Here is a 19,124-nt window from a genome sequence, read left to right on the forward strand (position 1 = left end):
GGAACGCTACCCGAGCCGCACGAAGTCACCGAGAGCTGCGACCGGCCAGAATGCGGGCCGCCCGGTCGAGATCCGCTCGCACGGCTCGCGCGGCCGGCCACCGGGTCGCACTCAGCACGAGCCCGCCGACAGCCGGAACCGTCAGCACCGCTTCGGCGTGCACGTCGGTACCGCCTTCACGCTCCTCGAACGTCAGCGTCAGCACCGCATCGACCGAACGCCACCGTCCGATCTCGCGCCACACTCGCCCCGGTTCGCAGGCCGTGACCTCCATCCGCGGCGACACACCCGGCACGACGGTGACGTCGGTCCAGCTGGTGCCGACCCCGCCCGCCCGGTCACCGACCTGCCGAAGATCGTCGATGCGACGCAGACTCGACTGCCACTCCGGACGGTTCGCCGGGTCGGCGAGGTAGTCGAAGACGACGTCGATCGGCGCGTCGAACGCGACCACCGAGTCGATGACGGTGACGCGGGCGGGGGAGAGCATCAGCGGATCAGTCCGGCGAGCTGCTCGACCTCGGCGACGCTCCCGGGCGACACGAGCATCGTGGTGACCCCGCACGACTCCCACACCTTGATCTGCTCGCGGACGTGGTCGAGGTCGCCCACGATCGCCGAATCCTCGACGACGGCATCCGGAATGATCTGTGCCGCCTCGTCTTTCCGGTTGCTGCGGAAGAGCGCGGTGACCTCGTCGACGACGTCGGCGTAACCCATCCGGCGGTACACCTCGGCGTGGAAATTGGTGTCTTCGCTACCCATTCCGCCCATGTACAGGGCCAGGAATGGCTTGATGGCCGCGTAGGTGCCCTCTTTGTCGTCGGTGACCACGATCTGTGCGGTGGCACAGATCTCGAAGTCCTCCCGGCTTCGTCGCGCACCGGGACGGGTGAAACCCTCGTCGAGCCACCCGTTGTAGGTGTCCGCCATCCGCGGGGTGTAGAACAGCGGCAGCCACCCGTCGGCGATCTCGGCCGCCAGTGCGACGTTCTTGGGGCCTTCCGCGCCGAGCATCACGGGGATGTCGCTGCGCAGCGGGTGCGTGATCGGCTTGAGCGTCTTGCCCAGTCCCGAGGCGCCCTCACCGTCGAACGGCAGCGGGTAGTGCGGGCCGGCGCTGCTGACGGGCGCCTCTCGTGCCCACACCTGACGCATGATGTCGATGTACTCGCGTGTGCGCGCAAGGGGTTTGGCGAACTTCTGCCCGTACCATCCTTCGACGACCTGCGGTCCCGAGACGCCCAGTCCGACGATGTGCCGCCCGCCCGACAGATGGTCGAGGGTGAGTGCGGCCATCGCGCAGGCGGTCGGCGTACGGGCCGAGAGCTGCAGCACCGAAGTCCCCAGGCGCACACGCTCGGTCGATGAACCCAGCCAGGCGAGAGGCGTGTAGGCATCGGATCCCCACGCCTCGGCGGTGAAGATGCTGTCGAAGCCGGCCGATTCCGCCGCGGCGACGAGTTCGGCGTGATGGGCAGGCGGTTGTGCACCCCAATATCCGAGCTGCAGACCGAGTTTCACTGATTCGCCCCTTCGGATTCGGCAGCAGCTTCGGCAGCGATCTGGTCGAATTGGGCACCCATCGCCTCGGCGACGGCCTGGGCGCCCGACAGCGGCCGGACCATCACCATCAGGTCGTCGATCTTTTCTTCGGCGTTGACGTGGATGAAGTCGCATCCGGTGATCTTCTTGCCGCCCACCACGGCTTCGAAGACGAGTGCCGAGTCCTGCCCGCCGGCGTCGTTGATCTCCCGGATGTAGCGGAAGTCCTCGAAGACGCGCAGCACGCCCCGCAGGATGGCCGCGGTGATCGCCTTGCCCGGATACGGCTTGAACGCGACCGGACTGGTGAACACGACGTCGTCGGCGAGCAGCGATCTCATCGCCTGCTCGTCGCGCGCCTCGACGGCATCTCGGAACTGCTTCATACGTCGACCTCCCTGTCGATGGATCTCGGTTCGACGCTAACCGATGTCCCGCGACGCGGGGCCAGGAGTACGACCAACGCGGTGGCCAGTACGGCGATGCCCAGCCATCCGACGACGGTGATCGGTTCGGCGAGCACCACGACGGCCAACGCTGTCGCCACGGCCGGTTCGATCAACGTGATGGTGGTGGCCGTGGAGCTGTCGATGCGACCGAGCCCGCGACTGAACAGCACGTACCCGAGGAACTGTGGGACCACGACGAGATAACCGAGAACGACGAGGGTGTGCGGATGCTCGACGATCGTCGGCACACCGACCGCGACCACCGGCACCAGCAGCAGTCCGCCGAGGCCCATGACACTGCCGGCCGCGGCGCCGCGCGGGACGGACCGGTTCATCAGCCGGCGCATCGCCCACGAGAATCCGGCGTACGTCAGCCCCGCCAGCAGACCGAGACCGACACCGAGCGCGGCCGAATAACCGCCGGAGACCGTGTCCGCGTGCGACGACTCGCTGCGCGACAGTGCGAGGGCGGCGCTACCGACGATGCCGAGCATGCAGGCGGCGCTCCATCGCCGGGTGAGTCGCCGGTTGTCGGCGATCCGCTCGATGACCGCCGACACCAGTGGCGCCGACGCCAGCGACACCACGGTGCCGAGTGCGACGCCACCGATGCGCATCGAGCCGAAGAAGCACAGCGGGTAGACCATCACGCAGACACCGCCCACCACGACGACCCGCCACTGCGCGATCAGCGCGCTCCACGAGGCGCGGAGCACGCGTACGTTGGCCGCAGCCTGCAGGAGCCCCCCGCCGCACATCGCGACCGCGCCGATGGTGACGGCGCTGAGCGCCGGTGCGAGCGCGGCGACCGTGCCCGAAGTACCCCACAGGATGGCGGTGAGCGCCACCGCAACCATCCCGACGCGCTCCGACGATCGGGCGTCGCCGCTCATCCGCGTGCCGGCTGCGGGTGACGCGCGTAGAACTCGAGATGGCGTCGTGCGGCGTCGTCCCAGGTGAGTGACGCAGACAGCGCCTGCCCCGCCTGACGTCGGTCGTCATCGGGCTCCAGGGACTTCTCGAGTGCCGTCGCGAGTTCGGGCACGGTCGAGGCATAGGTCACGGTGTCGCCGAACACTTCTCGCAGGATCGGCAGGTCCCGCGCGACCACCGGCCTGCCCGCGGCCAACGCCTCCATCGCCGCGAGCCCGAATCCCTCCTTCACCGACGGGAACGCGAACGTTAGACACGCGGCGACGAGCGATGGCAGGTCGTTGTCGGCGACGTTACCGAGCACCACGGGTTCGATGCCCAGGGCGGCTCGGCGACGGTCGAACTCGGCGCGATAGTCGCGGTAGTCGAACAGGGTCTCGCCACCGGCGAAGACCAGCGTCAGATCCGGATGACGCTCCCGCAGTGCCGCATACGCCTCGAGGAGGTCGATGCTTCCCTTGCGGGGTTCGATCCCGCCCACCGCGAGCACGTAGTCACCGAGCTGTTCCGACCATCGTCGTCGTGCGTCGGTGGCGGGCGGGGAGTCCGAGGCGGCGTCGGCGAACCGTTGGTGGGCAACGCCGTTGGGGATCACGGTCGGGTCCAGGCCCCAGCCTTGCCGCACCTCCTCGGCTACCGCACGCGACACGCAGATCCGGGCATATGGTGCGACGACGGCCTTCTCGTGGCACTCGACGAGGACGGGCGTCGTGAACTGGTCGAGGTGGTGGATCGTGCGGATGCAGTCACCGACGGCGTTGGCGCTGATGCAGTCCTGCGCGTGGACGATGTCGAACTCCTCGGGCTCGAAAGCGGCCCGCAGGGTGTCGATCGACCGCACGATCCGGTCGGTGATCGTCTCGTTCTCCCGGTCGGGAAACGGCACGAGCCGCACGCGAACCGCCGGATCCACCGCCCGGAAGAAACCGTCGTCGCCGCCACGCGCGAGTGACCACACCGTGACGTCGACTCCGCGACGGGCCATCGCCTCGGCCAGGTTGAGCGTGTGCACCACGCCGCCACGGGGTTTCGTCGAGTACGTGAGTAGAGCGACGCGCGGCGTGGGGGAGTTCACCCCGGTCATGGTAGTTCCGCCGACAGCGACGGCCGATAGGCGTCGGGCCGCAGTTCGGCGAGGTGGCTCAGCACCCGGCGCGCCCGGTCGATGTCGGCGTCGACATCGACGGTCGCCGTGGCCATCCCACCCTTGGACCGCGTCGTCGCGAGGATGTCCCCGCCCGGTCCGACGACCTTGGCCTGACCCAGGAAACGCAGCGACCCCATCACCCCCGTCTGATTCGACGACACGACGAACACCTGGTTCTCGGCGGCCCGGGCACAGTCGTAGAGGTCGAACAGACGGGACTGGCGATCGGCGGGGAGTCGTGCGGCGCGGTCGGTGACACTCGCCGGCCACGCGGACAGCGCGGCGATGACGCGCGCCCCGTCGAGGGCGAGGGTCCGTGCTGACTCGGGGAATGTCTTGTCGTAGTCGATGAGCATGCCCAACCGGCCGACCGGGGTGTCGAACGAGCTGAAACCGTCACCGGCGGCGTAGGCGAGAGACTCGCCGGCAGGCTGGTGGACCTTACGGTGACTGCCGAGGATGCCGTCGCCGGACACGCAGACGGCGGTGTTGTATCGCTGATGGCCGACGGCTTCGGTGTAGCCGATGCAGACCGTCATCTCGCCCGCGGCGGCGGCGATGGCGGCGAGTTCCGGACCATCGCTGCTGAGTGCGGGCGGCAGTTGGGCGGGATCGGGGTGCTGCAGATCGCCGAGGTATCCGCCGAGCGAGGCATCGGGGAAGACGAGGAGGTCGACGCCGTCGCGGGCCGCGGCTTCGACGATGCCGACGGCTTTGTCGACACCGCGCTCCACGTCGCGACCGAAGTGCGCAGCCAGGGCACCGAGGGTGACCGTCCTCATGGCCGAACTGTACCGGTCGTCTCCGGCGCCGCGACCCATTGCGCGCTCAGCTTCGCCGGTCTCATGCGGCGCCCAGCCCGGTGACGGTCGACGCCACGGCCACGGTCACCGCACCGTCTGGCCACCGCAACCGCACACCGGGTTCGGCGGTGAGACGACCACAGTCGGCGACGGTCACCGTGCCGGGCGCGGCGACCGCCGGCCGGGTGCCTGCGCGGTCGGTGCTGAGCATCGCGTAACCCGGGAAGCAGGTCAGCCATGCGCCCATCGATGCCGCGCGGGGTCGGGGCACCGCGGTCACGTCGAGCTCGGCCCCGGTTCCTGACGCCTCGGCGAGCATGCCGAGAGTGCCCGCGATGCCGGCCATACTGACGTCCTTCGCCGACGCGGGCGCGAGTTCGGCGAGGTGCGCGCCCATGGCGCAGAGGTCGTCGCTGCTGCGCGAACTCGTCGAATCCCACTGGCGGTCGTGGTAGCCGGGCCGCCAGGATCCGCCGAGGTCGGCACGCAGGGTGACGGTGTCGCCGACCGCGCCCCCGCCTGCGCGAAGTGGACGACTCGTCGTCCCCAACGCGGTGACCGACAGGGCCGACGGCACCCCCACCTGGGTGTGCCCGCCGAGAACCGGTGTGCGCCATGCTGCGGCGGCCGAGGCGATGCCCTTGATGATCCGGGTGAGATGGGAGGTGGTCGGCGCACCCACGGCGTCGAGCAGGCCCAGTGGTCGCGCGCCCATGGCACCGAGGTCGTTGAGGTTGACCAGCACCGAGCACCATCCCGCCCATTCGGGGTCGCGCTCGATCATCGAGGGGACGATCGCATCGCAGGCGGCGATCACGTCGGTGCCCGGCACCGGGACACCGTCGTCACCGCGGAAACCCGCCGCACCCAAGCCACCGGGCTGACGCTGGAACGGTGCCAGCGCCTCTGCTAGAACGGCTTTGGTGCTGTCCACGGTTTGCTGGATGCGACCGATCGGCCACCGCATCTCGCGGTGAGAGCGGCCCTCGATCAGCGGACCAGCGCCGTGGTCCTCCCAGCCGAGGCGGGCGAACATCGATGCGTAGCGGTCCTGCACGGTGGCGTCGAACCGCAGCGCGCCCAGTTGTTCGACGTGCGCGCACGCCGCCCGGATCAGTGCGGGTCCGACACCCGGAGCGTGCCCTGGGTCGGCGACGACGAGCCGACTACCCGTCCACCACCCGATGTCGTCGTGAACGGCCCCCGACCACCGCGCGGGCGCGACACGCACACCGCCGGCGACGCCCCCGTCGGGGAGAGTGGCCACCAGCACTGTGGTGCGGGGGTCGGCGTCGAGATCATCGACGTCGGAACGTTCGAAAAGCCGCTGCCGTTCGACGAATTCGCGATGCCGCAGCGCTCGGTAGGCGCCGTGCTGGGCGGACGTGTCCGCGACGGTGATCAGAAACTCGGAGTGCGGCTCGACCCGGCGCCGTCCCGACAGAATCGACAGGTCGCCGACGACCGACTCGGACAACGCGGTGCGGGAAACTGGTGACATCTCAACCCCCTACTGTCGGAAGCAGACTGCACGCCCCACACGCCGCACAACCGGCGCGCTGATCCGAGCCGGACATCCCGATGAAGGTCAGATGACCGGCGACCTCCCGGCTGATCTTCTCGACGATCGCCGGATCCGGGGCCGGGGCGTCGTCGACGTCCACCGCCAGGGTTCCGGCGTGGCGCCGAAACGGCACGATGAACGGGTAGACCCCCATGTCGGCGAGCTCTTTCGCGCCGGCGATCATCTCGTCGGTGTCCTCGCCCAGACCCACGAGCAGGTAGGTCGACACCTGGTTCGGTCCGAACACCCGGACCGCCTCGGCCCACGCCTCGCTATACTCCGACAACGGAACCGACGACTTCCCCGGCATCCACCGGCGACGCACCTCGTCGTCGAGCGATTCGACGTGGATACCGATCGCATCGGCGCCGGCGTCCCGCAACTCGGTGATCACGGCGAGGTCTGCCGGGGGCTCGCACTGGACCTGGATCGGCAGTTCGGGCACGGCTGCCCTGATCGCGCGGACGCACCGCGCGAGGTGACGCGCCCCGCGGTCCTTTCCCGCGCTGGTGCCGGTGGTCATGACCATCTGTGTCACGCCGTCGAGATCGACTGCCGCACGAGCGACCTCGGCCAGCTGGTCGGGCTTCTTCACCGCAACAGTCGATCCCGACCGCAACGACTCCTCGATCGAGCAGAAGCGGCACCGCTGGTCCTCGGCGTAGCGGATGCAGGTCTGCACGACGGTTGTCGCCAGCACGTTGCGACCGTGCAGGCGCGCGATCTTCTCGTAGCTCACCCCGTCCGCGGTCTGCAGGTCGTAGAACCGGGGTCGTCCGATCGCGCTGACCTCGATGCCGACGTCGACACCGTCGTAGAGCACACGGTCACCGTCGAACACGAACGGACTCTGCGGGTTCCGTGGGATTGCGGCGTGCAGTCCGTCGACCATCAGATGGCCGTCGTCGCTGGGCCCCGCTCCGCCACTACGTTGCAGCGGGGGATCGCCCCGGATACCGAGCAACGCCAGATCGACTCGGGTGGAAACCGTCATGGGTACTCCTAATCTCCGCTCCCTGAGGTGTGAGGAGCGCTAGCGACGAGCCTCGAAGGGCCCAGAACTACTGCGCAGCAACCAGATGCGGTCGCATGCTGCGGATGCCGTCGATGATGTGATCGGCGACGTGTTTCGCGTCCCGGTCGATGCCCAGGAACCGACCGGATCCCCATGTGTGCATCCACGGCAGGCCGATGAAGCTGAGCCCGGGAACCTCGGTGATCCCGCGGGTCTGCATCGGTCGGCCGCCCCCGTCGAAGGCGCTGGCCTCGATCCATCGATAGTCGGGCCGGTAGCCGATGGCCCAGATGATGGAGGTGATGCCGGCGGCTGCGAGATCGAGTTCGGTGGGGTCGCTCTCGGGCGCCCATACCGGCTCGTACCGCGACGGTGCGGGTGCGTCGATCCCGTGTGCGTCGATGTGCCGGTCGATGTCGCCGCAGATCGAGTTGTAGACGGCGTCGGCCTTGTCGAGGGCATCGGTGAGGGTCGGCGCGAACCGGAGCGTCGAGTCTTTGCCGTCGGTCAGCACACCGTAGAGCTGCATGCCTTCGACGGCGAAGCGGCGCAGGTCGATGTCCCGGCCACCGTCTCGGCCGGTCACGTAGTGGTTGGTCTTCTCCTGGGCCGCGCGTCCGCCCGGGTATTCCTGGGTGGGGGTGTCGTAGAGCCCCATGTCGGCAAGCCACGTCATGCAGTCCCGTCCCCGGTAGGTACGGGCGACACGTGGGGCGTTTCCGATCGCGAGGTGGACCTGACGGCCGGCGAGGTGCAGGTCCTCGGCGATCTGTGTTCCGGACTGTCCGGACCCGACGACCAGCACAGCCCCGTCGGCGAGCTGCTGCGGGTTGAAGTACTCCTCGGAATGGATCTGGTGCACAGACGAATCCAAGGAGGGCGCGAAGGGCGGAATCACCGGCAGCGGATATCCGCCGGTGGCGATGACCACCTGATCGCAGGTGAGCGTGCGAACCCCCTCACCGCCGTCGAGCGTCAGCTCGAAACGGTCACCGGACAGCCGCTGCACGCGGGTCACCCGTGTGTGTTCGACGAGCGGCGGCTCGAAGGTCTCCAGCCAGCCGTGCAGCCAGGCCACCACCTCGTCGCGCGTCATGAACCCGTCCGGGTCGGGGCCGTCGTAGGAATAACCCGGCAACCGGCAGTGCCAGTTCGGGGTGACGAGGGTGAACTCGTCCCAGCGCTTGTCGGCCCAGGCGTGCACCGCGGTGTCGGCTTCGACGACGAGGTGTTCGACGCCTGCCTCGCCCAGGTACCAGCTGACCGAGAGTCCGGCCTGACCTCCGCCGATGACGACGACGGGAACGTGTGCGTTCATGAGTGCTCCTGGGAAGCAGTGGTGGGTGCGGGCAGTGGCGGATACATCGAGATGACCTCCACCTCGGCCGAATCCGCGTGGCGACCGGCGTCGACGGCGATCTCTTCCGCCGAGGCTGCGGCTGAGGTGCAGGCGAAGCCGTACTTGGCCCGGACCCGCGCACTGGCCTCGTCGAGGGCGGTGGTCGCCCGAGACCGGAAGTCGTCGACTCGATAGGACCCCGGGGCCAGATGGTCGTGCAGTACGAGACTGGGGGAGTAGTACTGGCGGAGAACGCCATCGGGCCACCGGACCTGCACTGTCATCTCAGGCATGGGCGAGGTCCCGCCAGGCGATGTCTTCGGCGGAGTCGGCCTCGGCGAGCATGCCGTAGACCTCGGGACGCCGATCCCGCAGGTGGAACATGCCGGCCCGCATGGCGGTGAAGCTCTCCGCGATGTCCACCTCGGCGACTGCCATTCCGCCGTCGAGAAGCGTTGTGTCGAGGATGTTTCCGCCCGGGTCGACGATCTTCGCGTTGCCGACGTAGCGAAGCGAACCGAACGTGCCGCTCTGGTTGGCCGCGACCCAGAACACCTGGTTCTCCAGTGCCCGGGCGGTGTCGAAGAGGTTGAACCGGTAGGTCCAGCGATCGTCTTGGAGGTTCTCCGCGGTCGCGGTGCGCGCTGCGGGCCAGGCGGAGAGGCTCGCGATGATCTCGGCACCCTTGAGCGCCATGATGCGGGCAGCTTCGGGAAATGCCTTGTCGTAACAGATCTGGAGCCCGATGCGCCCGACCGGGGTGTCGAAGACGCCGTAACCGTCTCCCGACGAGTACGACATGTTCTCGCCCAGCGGTTGGTGAACTTTCCGATAGCTGCCGTAGATCCGGTTCCCGTCGAGAACGGCGGCCGCGTTGTAGCGGGTCACGCCGTCCTCGCCGAGTTCGCAGAAGCCGATGGCCACCACCAGGTCTCCGACGATGGACTGGACCCGTGCGATCTCGGGCCCGTCGAGTGAGATCGCCGGCGGCAGTGACCGGGAGTTGTTCTTGCGGGTGTCGCCGTGATTGCCCAGCGACGACAGGTATCCACCGATCGCCGCCTCGGGGAACACCAGGAAGTCGACGCCCCGCGTCCGTGCCTCGGCCACGTAGTGTTCGATGGTCGCGTAGTTCTGCTCGAGATCGCGGGTGAAGTTGGCCGCGACGGTTCCGATGGTGGTCATGGTGATTCGAGTCCTCAGACCATGTAGGTGGAGTTGATGATCGCGCCCTTGCGGGCGTAGTGGATGAGCGCGTCCTGGACGTCGAGCGGGTGCGCCGGGATGACGCCCTCGATCAGGTCCTCTTCACGGCCGCCGTGCAGGGCGAGGCCGAAGCGGCAGCAGAACACCGTGCCGCCCTCGGCGATGAAGGTCTCGAGCGAGTTGTTGATGTTCTGCTCGCCGGGGAATCCCGAATCGCCGGTCGTCGGAAATCCCCGTGTGGCAAGGCAATTGATGGCGCCGGGGCCGTAGAAGTACATCGCCGACTCGAAACCCTTGCGCAGAGCACGGGTCGCCTGCAGGACAGCGACGAAGGAGACCGACGACTCGTGGGCGATGCCGTGGACCAGCGTGAAGTAGCTCTCGCCGTTCTCGGCCTGGTAGTCGGGGAAGATCTTGGTTCCGCCATAGATGTTGGAGCCCTTGGGAAGTGAGGGGTGAGGGATCTCCGCGAGCGACGCGGCGATGTTCTCGGTGATGGCTTCGTCGAAAGAGGGCACAGGAACTCCTGGGATGGCGAGACGCGCCGCATGGCGGCTCGTCGTGCGAGAAGGGGGTCGGGGCGTCGTTGCCCTGAGTGATTCGACCGGCGAATCCGGTGGGATCGAGTAGCGATAATTGCTACGACACACAGTTCACTCGTCGTCGATTACCGATTGGTTACCCACGGAATAAATGAACGGCCGGTTCGCGTAACACGACTCGCGCTCGCGGCACTCGGGCATGGATCGGCCCGCAGAAATTGGAAATCCGACGAACCGGTCGGGTCGGGGGTCTGACCGGTTCGTCGGACACAGTCATCGTAACGCTCGCCCACGAGACCGGTCCACCGAGGTATCCGCAATTCTGTGACCTGTTCGATTGCAGATCGCACATCGCGGATGTGGTCCCCGAGACGGCCCCTCAGTTGGTCCCTGAGGTGCGAGGAGCGATAGCGACGAGCCTCGAAGGGCCCGCGAACGTCGGCGCGTGGTGACACTCTTGGAGGATGCTCACCGCTGTCCTCTACGGTCTGGCGACCGCCGTCCCCATCGCGATCGGCGCTGCGATCGGCATCCGGTGGAATCTGCCGAACCCGGTCCTCGCAACGCTCATGGCCTTCGGCGCCGGCACGATGATCGCCGCGGTCACCAACGAACTCTTCGAACCCGCCTACGTCCAAGCGGGCACGCTGCTTGCATCGATCGCCCTGTTCTGCGGCACCGCGGTCTACGTGGTGGCCGATCGAGTCGTGGAGACCAAACTCGGCTCGGCCGCCATCGGCCCGGCGCTGATGCTCGGCGTCTTTCTCGACGGCGTGCCGGAGAACACCGCTCTGGGTGTGTCGCTCACTGCGGGTGGGTCGCTCGTGCTGGTGGTCGCGATCGCGGTCGGCAACCTTCCCGAGGCGGTCAGCGGGGCGTCGTTGATGCGTCGCGAACACGACGCGTCGGGCCGGTCGGCCATGATGCTGTGGCTGTTCACTGCCGTCGTCCTGGTCGCGGTGACCGTCGGGGGCTATGCGGTGTCGGACGCGATCTCGCCGACGGCGATCAGCATCGTGCAGGCCTTCGCCGGCGGGGCGACGCTCGGCGTGCTCGCCACGTCGCTCATGCCGGAGGCCTACCGCGAAGGCGGTTGGTGGGTGGGTTTGGCCACCGCCGCCGGGTTCTTGCTGGCGTTTGTCCTCGGCTGAGCCCTCCTGCTGCCCCCGCGCTCTTCGCTCCCTGAGGAGGCCCGGAGCTTGCGGAGGCCGAGCTCCCACCGCTCCCTGAGGAGGCGCGGAGCTTGCGGAGGCCGAGCTCCCACCGCTTCCTGAGGAGGCGCGGAGCTTGCGGAGGCTGAGCTCCCACCGCTCCCTGAGGAGGCCCGGAGCTTGCGGAGGGCCGTCACGAAGGGTCCCTCGAGCACTCACCCATAACGCGACCCACAACCTAGTGGGTCTGCGCAGCCTCTGGATCACTGGCGACGTGTCCGTCCGCGAGCTCGTTCAGCGCCCGAAACACTCGCTTCGACGCCTCCGCCCACGGCATGAGGATGGGGAAGACGTGGAACATGCCGGGTTCTTCGATGGCGTGCGTCGGCACCTCCGACGCCTCGAGCCGCGCGGCGAACTCCCGGATCCCATCACGGAACATCTCGTCGCCGCCCCAGCAAAGGAAGGTCGGCGGGAACCACGACGGGTCGGGTTCACCGTTGACCGCCGACACCCGGGCATCGTTCGGCTGCACGCCGTGCAGGTAGGGGGTCACCGGGATGTTCCACGGCAGGATGTCGTACTGGGCGTTCTCGGTGATCGACGGGTGGTCGAGGTCGAGGTCGATCTCGGGGGAGAACAACGCCAGCGCGCCGGGGCGGGGGAGATCGTGGTCGCGCAGGTAGGCGACCAACGACGCGGCGAGTCCACCGCCGCCCGAGTCGCCCGCGACGATGACGTGGTCGGGGTCGACGCCGCGGCCCAGCAGCCCTCGGTACACGTCCGCGGCGTCGTGAACGCCTGCGGGGAAGGGGAATTCGGGCGCCATCCGGTAGTCGGCGATGAACACTTCGTGACCGGTGATGCGCACGAGCGACGCGGCGAAGGCCGAGTACATGATCGGCGACGTGCCGATGTATCCGCCGCCGTGCAGATACAGGATGGTGGCGCCGATTTCCTGCTTGTCGTCACAGTCGTCGACGTAAGCGTCGGAGCTCGCCTTCGCTCGACACCACAGTCCGGGCACGCCGCCGACGACGTCGTCGGTCAGTTCCACACCGTCGGTCAGTTCGACGAACGGCGGCATCACGACGCGGCACACGTCGTCGAGGATCTTCTCCATCGACCGGAACTCCTCGATCGGCAGTCCCATCGAGTAGCCCATGAACGCGCGGATCGTCTGCCGGGTGACGGACTGGCCGAGGTTGTCGAGCAGCCCCGACGGCCCCGCCCAGGGTTTGCGGAACGGCACCCGTGCCAGCCCGTTGAGCATGCTCTGCGCCAGCCCCACGACGGCCAGCGCGGTCACGGGCCCCGACGCGGTCTGGACCTCCGGACGATCAGCCATCACCATGCCGCCCAGGGTAACGAGAGTGCCGATGTGCGGCTGGACACTGTGCGGCTGGACGCGCGACCCACCGGGTGGGGCGGAGGCCACGACGCGTGGCAGACTACCCGGGTCCTCTAGTCCCCGAGATCCCCGTGAGGCGGCGATGGAGTTTCCAGCCTTCCCGGCTCCGGTCGAGGCCCCCGGCGCATCGAGCGGTCCCGAGTCCGCGCAGGTCACGCTGGCCGATGCGTGGGAGTCCAACCGCACGATCCAGAAGTCGGCGGTGGGCCGACTGTTCGCCGCCACCAACTCGGCTCTCTACGTGACGTTGATGGAACGCCACCTCGACTACGGCACCAAACTGTCGGAAACCGAGCTGACGGTGCGGCTCGACCGCGACCTCGCCGACCTCGAACTCACCGACCAGGCCAACGGCCTCGAGCTCGTCAAGATGTGGGCCCGCCAGGGCTGGCTGCACCGCGTGACCGACCCCTCCGACCCGAACGCCCCCAACCTGTGCCACCTCACCAGCGAGGCGCGCTCGGTTCTGGACTTCATGCGACGTCAGCGCCGCGAGGACTCCATCGCGACCGGTGGATCCATCACTGGGATCGCGGCCGAACTTCACCGCGTCGCCGGGCAGGTTAGCAACGACCCCGATCAGATCCGTTCCGAGATCGAGGCGCAGATGTCCGATCTCGACGCCGAACTCGCCGACCTCGATGCCGGACGCCGACCACCCGTCGACCTGCGCATCGCCGAGGACGCCGCCCGCACCATCGGCTATCAGATGGAGCAGGTCATCTCCGACATCGGCCAGTACGGCACGATGCTCGACCGCATCACCACCGCCCTGCTCGACGACCCGGGCGACTCCGACCTCGCCTACCGCGACCGCCAGCGCCAACTCTTCGACGACTACGAGGCACTTCTCGACTCACCGCAGTCCGCGTCGTATCAGGCGTTTTCGCAGATGATCCAGGATCCGGAGCGTCGCGCACGCCTCAAGCACGACATCGAGACAATCGTCGACAACTTCCCGACCATGGATGCCGGCCTGCGGTCGGTGATGGACAACTTCTTCGGCCTCGTCACCCAGCAGATGGCCGAGGTCGGCCGTACCCGGCAACGCTGCGCACGCCGTATTCGACGCTTCGTCGCGTCGGGCACTCTCGAGCAGAGCCGCGGCCTCGCCCGGCAGCTCAACGACGCGCTCGCCACCGCCAACGAGCTGCTCAAGACGTCCCTCGCGGACCGCCGCATCGGCTACGAACTACCCCTGGCCGCGCCGACGGTGAACTCGATCGGCCGGCTCGCCTTCGAGATCCGCGAGCACGTACCGTCCGCACCCGCACTGCCCGCGGCGGTCGACGCCGATCTCACGTCGTTCGCGTCGCTGTCCGGTCAGGTAGACACGACCGAACTCACCGACACGGTGAACGCCGCGGTCGCCGCCGGGCCGGTCGCCCTCGCCGACGTCATCGAAGGCCTCGAGGAGCCGTACCTCGCGCACGTCATCGTCCTGTGGTCGTGGGCTTCGAAACAGCAAGCGGCAGGGGAGAAGGTGCCCATGACCACCGTGCGATTCCGGTCCCTCATCGGAGACGACCACGCCATCGAAGTGCCTGACCTCACCTTCACCGAACCGATTCCGACTGCGGAGGTCGACGCCGAATGACATCCTTGCCCCCTGAGGTGCGAGCGGAGCGAGCCACGAAGGGCGACCTGCCCCCAGAGAGCGAAGCTGGCTCTCTGCCCCCTGAGGTGCGAGCGAAGCGAGCCACGAAGGGCGCCCCAGAGACCGACGACTTCGCCGGCTTCGATGACCTGCCCACCGTCGCGAACCGCGCGGCCTCGCATACACCGAGCGCACCGCGCTTCGACGGCGACGTCAGCGAGCTGCCCGACCGCGCGTGCTGGGCGCTGCAGAACCTGTTGACCCGTCGCTACATCAGCGGTGACCGGCAGCCCCAGCTGTGGTCGTGGGTCGCCGAATACCAGGACGTGCTGCGCGGACGCCTCTCCGAACTCGACCTCCGGTTGCGCATCGTCGACGAACTGCAGGTCGCGTTCGTCGAGCAGGCGGGCTACGACTCCCGGTGGGGCCGAAAGATCCTCAAGCGGGAGACGATTCACACCTACGACGCCATCCTGGCGTTGCACCTCGCCAAGTACGTGCGCGCTGCACGCGACGAGCCGGTGCTGATCACCCGCGAGGAGATCCACGAGCTCTTCGCCGGCGTCACCAACACCATCGACCGCGACCTCGCGCTCTTCGACAAGCGCATCGAACGCGCCCTCGACAAGATGGAGGAGCTCGAGTTCCTGCGCAAGCAGCGCGACGACGCCGACACCTTCATCGTCAGCCCGGTGATCTCCGCGGTGATGACGGCGTCGGTGATCACCGACCTACAACGGCAATTCGAGCAGTTCATCGGCTCCGGTGACACCGGCGAGATACCGCCGGAGGACCTCGCCGACGAGCCGGCCGAGCGCGACGACGCGGCCGACCTCGACAACGCGTACGGAGACGATGAAGGAGACGACTGGTGAGCGGGCAGGTCGACCAGTACCACCTGTCCCGGTTGCAGCTGATCAACTGGGGCGTGTTCGACGGGTATCACTCGATCCCGTTCAGTTCCAACGGTTCTCTGATCACCGGCTCGTCGGGTAGCGGCAAGTCGTCGTTGCTCGACGCCATCTCGCTGGCATTCCTGCCAGATCATCGACGCAACTTCAACGCCTCCGGTGATGCGACGGCAGCTGGATCGTCCAGCGGCAAGCGGACAGTCGGCAAGTACGTGCGCGGCGCCTGGGGTGAGCGGCGCGACGGCACCAACGCCCACCGCGAGATCATGTACCTGCGCGGCACCGGGCCGGCGTGGGCGGCCATCTCGGTCACCTACACCTCGAGCTCCGGCGAGGCCATCACCGGTCTGGTGCTGAAATGGCTGGCCGCCGGCAAGATGACCGACGCGCACAGCTCGTACTTCATCTACGACGGCGACGCCGACATCGTCGAGGCCTGCAACGAGTGGGCCGCCAACAACTACAACTCGGCCAAGTTCCGCGACCGCGGCTGGCGCGGCGGACCTGGCGAGGGCAAGTACCTCTCGACGCTGTACTCGCTCATCGGGATCCGTGGCTCCGACGCCGCGCAGCAGCTCCTCGGAAAAGCCAAGTCGCTCAAGAGCGTCGGCGGGCTCGCGCAGTTCGTGCGGGAGTTCATGCTCGACGCCCCGACCAGCATCGTCGGGATCGCCGACGCCCTCGACCAGATCGATCCGCTCGTCGAAGCACGCGAACTGCTCGACGTCGCGCGCCGCAAGCGCACCATCCTCGGCAACATCGAGGAGGTGCACGAGCGGTACGCGGGGGAGGCGGCCACCTTCTCTGTCCTCGACACCATCGACAACACCACCATCCGCAGCTACGTCAACAACCTGCGGATCCACAACGCGCAGCCCGAGGTCGCCGACCTCGACGACCAGATCACCCGCCTCGACGGTGATCTCGCCGCGCTGACCACCCAGCACGACCAGCTCCGCCAGGACCACAGCCTGCTGCTGTCCCGGATCGCCACCTCCACCGGCGATCTCGCCCCGCTGCGCGAACAGCTCGGTGGTGCACAGAAACTCAGCACCGAGGTCACCGCTCGACGCAACGCGTACGAGGACAAGGTCTCCGCGCTCGGATTCACCCCGCCCACCCGGGCCGAGGGATTCTGGTTGCTCCGCGAGGAACTCACCGAGGAGGCGGCCAAGATCGACGGTCAGCTCGACGCCGGTCGCGCGCACTATGCCGAGGCGCTGGCCAGCGAGGTCGCTGCTCGTACCCGCCGCGACGCCGCGATGGAGGAGCTCGGCCGCGTCGAGAACGCCGGCTCCGCGCTGCCGCGCACCGAACACGAGATGCGCCGCGCCATCGCCCACGGACTCCAGATCGACGAGTCCGAGCTGAAGTACGTCGCCGAACTCGTCGAGCTCGACCCCGACGAAGAGCGCTGGCGTCTGGCCGTGGAGAAGGTCCTGCGCAACGTCGGCTTGCGTCTGTTGGTCCCCGACAAGCACTTCCGCGCCGCCCTGCGGTTCGTGAACTCGCACGACATGCGCGGCCGGATCCAGCTACACCAGGCCGACTCCCGCCCGATGCCCGTTCTGGAACCGGGGACCCTGGCCTCCAAGCTGCGTCCTGTCGACTCCGCGCACCCGTGCGCCGCCGAGGCGATGACGGTCCTGTCGAAGCTGGGCAACCACATGTGCGTCGACAGCCCGGGTGAGTTCTCCCAGTACGCGAAGGCCGTCACCGACCAGGGTCTGCGCAAGGATTCGGCGAAGCTCGCGGTGAAGGATGACCGCCAGCAGTTGCGCCGGTCGCAGTACATCTTTGTCGGCGACGTCGCGTCGAAGATCGCCGCGCTGCGCGACGAACTCGACTACGAGGAGCGGGCGTTCGAGGATGCCCGCCAGGATTGCGCCGAGCTCGACCGTGAGCGGAGCGCCAAGGAGAAGCGTCGCGATGCGTATCGCCGTGTGTGCGACCAGTTCACGCAGTGGAACGAGATCGACGTCGATTCCGTGGATGACCGCGTCGACCAGCTCACCGATCAGTACGACCTGCTGATCGAGGAAAACCCCGACGTTGAGGCGTTGCAGCGCAAGGCCGAAGACCTGTGGGAGCAGGTGCGCAACGCGATTTCGCAGGCCGCGCTGGTCAAGGACAAGATCGCCCGCCAGGACTCCCGTCGTACACAGCTCCTCGACCTCATCGACCGGTTGAAGCCCGAAGACGTCCCCGCCCAGGCGGAGAAGACCCTCGACGGTTTCCGCGAGGACCTCTCGGCAACTCTCGACGTACTCAACCCGGAGCCGTACCGCCAGGAGATCGTCAAGGCCGCGAGCCGCGAGCGCGACCGTATGCGCTCGGATGCTCGACGTTCCCGCGATGAGCTGGCCCGCATCCTCGACACCTACGACGAGGAGTTCCCCGACGCCATCCCGAACGACAGCGACGACTTCGACGAACGTCTGCACGACTATGTCGCCGTCTGCCGCCGCATCGACGAGCGTGAGCTACCCGCCGCCTACGAGCGGATGCGCCGTCTGATCACCGAGCAGGCGCCGGGCGCGATCCTCGGTCTGCACATGGCGGCCGACGCCGAGGAACGACGCATTGTCGAGCAGATCGAGCGCGTCAACACCGGCCTCGGCGCGGTGGCGTTCAACCGAGGCACCCGTTTACGGCTACGACCCGGCCGTAAGAAGCTGGCCGCGGTCGAGGAGCTGACCGAGAAGGCCCGCCAGATCTCGAATCGCGCGACGGCGGTCAGCTTCGGCGACGAGCAGGCCATCCTCGAGCAGTACTCCGACATCCTTCTGCTGCGCGAACGCCTCGCCGGCAACACCCCGGAGGACCGCCAGTGGACGCGGGACGCTCTTGACGTGCGCAACCGGTTCGACTTCTACTGCGAGGAGCACGACGCCGAGTCGGGGGAGACCATCCGTACCTACTCGAACGCCGGCGACAACTCCGGCGGCGAGCAGGAGAAGCTGATGGCGTTCTGTCTCGCTGGCGCGCTGAGCTTTAACCTCGCCAGCCCCCACGGCAACGACAACCGGCCGATCTTCGCCCAGCTGATGCTCGACGAGGCGTTCTCCAAGTCCGACCCGCAGTTCGCACAGCAGGCATTGAGCGCGTTCCGTAAGTTCGGGTTCCAGCTGATCATCGTCGCCACCGTGCAGAACACCAGCACGATCCAGCCGTACGTCGACAACGTAGTGATGGTGTCGAAGACCGAGGCTGGGCCGGAGTTGCGGCCGGTGGCTACCGCTACATCAACGGGGATCAAGGCGTTCTCGGAGCTGCGGCGGTCGGGGAGTCAGCTGCCCGTCTAGCGCTGTACTAGCTGAAGATTCGACGAGCATCCCTGCGCAGTTGAGCAGCCCGCGAGGTACCCACTCGCTGGTTGAGCCATCGTTAAGGCGTCTCTGCGCTAGCTCAGCCGTCCAAGACCGCCCCAACTGCTGGTTGAGCCGTCCAAGATCGGCCCTTCTGCTGGTTGAGCCGTCGACGAGCGCTAGCGAGGAGGCGTGTCGAAACC

17 protein-coding genes are annotated in these 19,124 nt (G+C 67.8%); 4 read left to right on the top strand and 13 right to left on the bottom strand.

Translation table 11 applies throughout. The annotated features are described in order from the left end of the window. Positions 1-25: 25 nt before the first annotated feature. The 12 genes from MAY35_RS04035 to MAY35_RS04090 all read right to left on the bottom strand — a co-directional run bounded on the left by MAY35_RS04035 (position 26) and on the right by MAY35_RS04090 (position 10,519). Complete coding sequence (locus tag MAY35_RS04035) at positions 26-490, bottom strand: SRPBCC family protein (RefSeq protein WP_238419468.1); 465 nt, start codon at positions 488-490, stop codon at positions 26-28. Continuing rightward, positions 490-1,524: an LLM class F420-dependent oxidoreductase gene (locus MAY35_RS04040; RefSeq protein ID WP_238419469.1), complete on the bottom strand. Its 1,035-nt coding sequence runs from the start codon at positions 1,522-1,524 to the stop codon at positions 490-492. Before MAY35_RS04040 ends, MAY35_RS04035 begins: the two co-directional genes overlap by 1 nt. Continuing rightward, the gene (locus tag MAY35_RS04045; protein ID WP_238419470.1) at positions 1,521-1,931 is read right to left on the bottom strand and encodes a nuclear transport factor 2 family protein; all 411 of its coding nucleotides are present in this window, start codon (positions 1,929-1,931) and stop codon (positions 1,521-1,523) included. Before MAY35_RS04045 ends, MAY35_RS04040 begins: the two co-directional genes overlap by 4 nt. Next, positions 1,928-2,887, bottom strand: coding sequence for an EamA family transporter (locus tag MAY35_RS04050; RefSeq protein ID WP_238419471.1), 960 nt, complete (start codon positions 2,885-2,887; stop codon positions 1,928-1,930). Before MAY35_RS04050 ends, MAY35_RS04045 begins: the two co-directional genes overlap by 4 nt. Next, the gene (locus MAY35_RS04055) at positions 2,884-4,011 is read right to left on the bottom strand and encodes an MSMEG_0565 family glycosyltransferase (RefSeq protein ID WP_238419472.1); all 1,128 of its coding nucleotides are present in this window, start codon (positions 4,009-4,011) and stop codon (positions 2,884-2,886) included. The genes MAY35_RS04050 and MAY35_RS04055 overlap by 4 nt, the downstream gene beginning before the upstream one ends. Next, a complete protein-coding gene (locus tag MAY35_RS04060) occupies positions 4,008-4,856 on the bottom strand; it encodes a carbon-nitrogen hydrolase family protein (RefSeq protein ID WP_238419474.1) in 849 nt (282 codons plus the stop codon). The genes MAY35_RS04055 and MAY35_RS04060 overlap by 4 nt, the downstream gene beginning before the upstream one ends. Positions 4,857-4,917: 61 nt before the next feature. Next, on the bottom strand, positions 4,918-6,378 hold the full coding sequence (locus MAY35_RS04065; protein WP_238419476.1) for an MSMEG_0567/sll0787 family protein: 1,461 nt from the start codon (positions 6,376-6,378) through the stop codon (positions 4,918-4,920). 1 nt (position 6,379) lies between these two features. Further along, complete coding sequence (locus MAY35_RS04070) at positions 6,380-7,435, bottom strand: MSMEG_0568 family radical SAM protein (protein ID WP_238419477.1); 1,056 nt, start codon at positions 7,433-7,435, stop codon at positions 6,380-6,382. Between the two features lie 67 nt (positions 7,436-7,502). Then, positions 7,503-8,774, bottom strand: a complete 1,272-nt coding sequence (locus MAY35_RS04075; RefSeq protein ID WP_238419478.1) for an MSMEG_0569 family flavin-dependent oxidoreductase — start codon at positions 8,772-8,774, stop codon at positions 7,503-7,505. Beyond that, positions 8,771-9,088: an MSMEG_0570 family nitrogen starvation response protein gene (locus tag MAY35_RS04080; protein ID WP_238419479.1), complete on the bottom strand. Its 318-nt coding sequence runs from the start codon at positions 9,086-9,088 to the stop codon at positions 8,771-8,773. The genes MAY35_RS04075 and MAY35_RS04080 overlap by 4 nt, the downstream gene beginning before the upstream one ends. Continuing rightward, a complete protein-coding gene (locus MAY35_RS04085; protein ID WP_238419480.1) occupies positions 9,081-9,980 on the bottom strand; it encodes a carbon-nitrogen hydrolase family protein in 900 nt (299 codons plus the stop codon). Before MAY35_RS04085 ends, MAY35_RS04080 begins: the two co-directional genes overlap by 8 nt. A 14-nt stretch (positions 9,981-9,994) precedes the next feature. Beyond that, positions 9,995-10,519 carry an MSMEG_0572/Sll0783 family nitrogen starvation response protein gene (locus MAY35_RS04090; RefSeq protein WP_238419481.1) on the bottom strand — a complete coding sequence of 175 codons (525 nt, stop codon included), beginning with the start codon at positions 10,517-10,519 and terminating at the stop codon, positions 9,995-9,997. Between the two features lie 488 nt (positions 10,520-11,007). Between MAY35_RS04090 and MAY35_RS04095 the strand changes: the two genes are divergently transcribed. Then, entirely contained in the window at positions 11,008-11,694 is a 687-nt protein-coding gene (locus MAY35_RS04095; RefSeq protein WP_238419482.1) for a ZIP family metal transporter, read from the top strand. A 238-nt stretch (positions 11,695-11,932) separates the two neighbouring features. On the opposite strand, the gene MAY35_RS04100 is transcribed toward MAY35_RS04095, so the two are convergent. Beyond that, the gene (locus tag MAY35_RS04100) at positions 11,933-13,048 is read right to left on the bottom strand and encodes an alpha/beta hydrolase (protein ID WP_238419483.1); all 1,116 of its coding nucleotides are present in this window, start codon (positions 13,046-13,048) and stop codon (positions 11,933-11,935) included. Between the two features lie 139 nt (positions 13,049-13,187). Here MAY35_RS04100 and MAY35_RS04105 point away from each other — a divergent pair, with 139 nt between their 5' ends. The 3 genes from MAY35_RS04105 to MAY35_RS04115 are packed head-to-tail and all read left to right on the top strand — an operon-like array spanning position 13,188 to position 18,918. Then, complete coding sequence (locus tag MAY35_RS04105; protein WP_238419484.1) at positions 13,188-14,702, top strand: DUF3375 domain-containing protein; 1,515 nt, start codon at positions 13,188-13,190, stop codon at positions 14,700-14,702. Then, a complete protein-coding gene (locus MAY35_RS04110) occupies positions 14,699-15,577 on the top strand; it encodes a DUF4194 domain-containing protein (protein ID WP_238419486.1) in 879 nt (292 codons plus the stop codon). The genes MAY35_RS04105 and MAY35_RS04110 overlap by 4 nt, the downstream gene beginning before the upstream one ends. Continuing rightward, on the top strand, positions 15,574-18,918 hold the full coding sequence (locus tag MAY35_RS04115; protein ID WP_238419487.1) for an ATP-binding protein: 3,345 nt from the start codon (positions 15,574-15,576) through the stop codon (positions 18,916-18,918). The genes MAY35_RS04110 and MAY35_RS04115 overlap by 4 nt, the downstream gene beginning before the upstream one ends. Positions 18,919-19,124: the final 206 nt, after the last annotated feature.

Source organism: Gordonia sp. 'Campus' (assembly GCF_022206305.1).
Taxonomy (GTDB): domain Bacteria; phylum Actinomycetota; class Actinomycetes; order Mycobacteriales; family Mycobacteriaceae; genus Gordonia.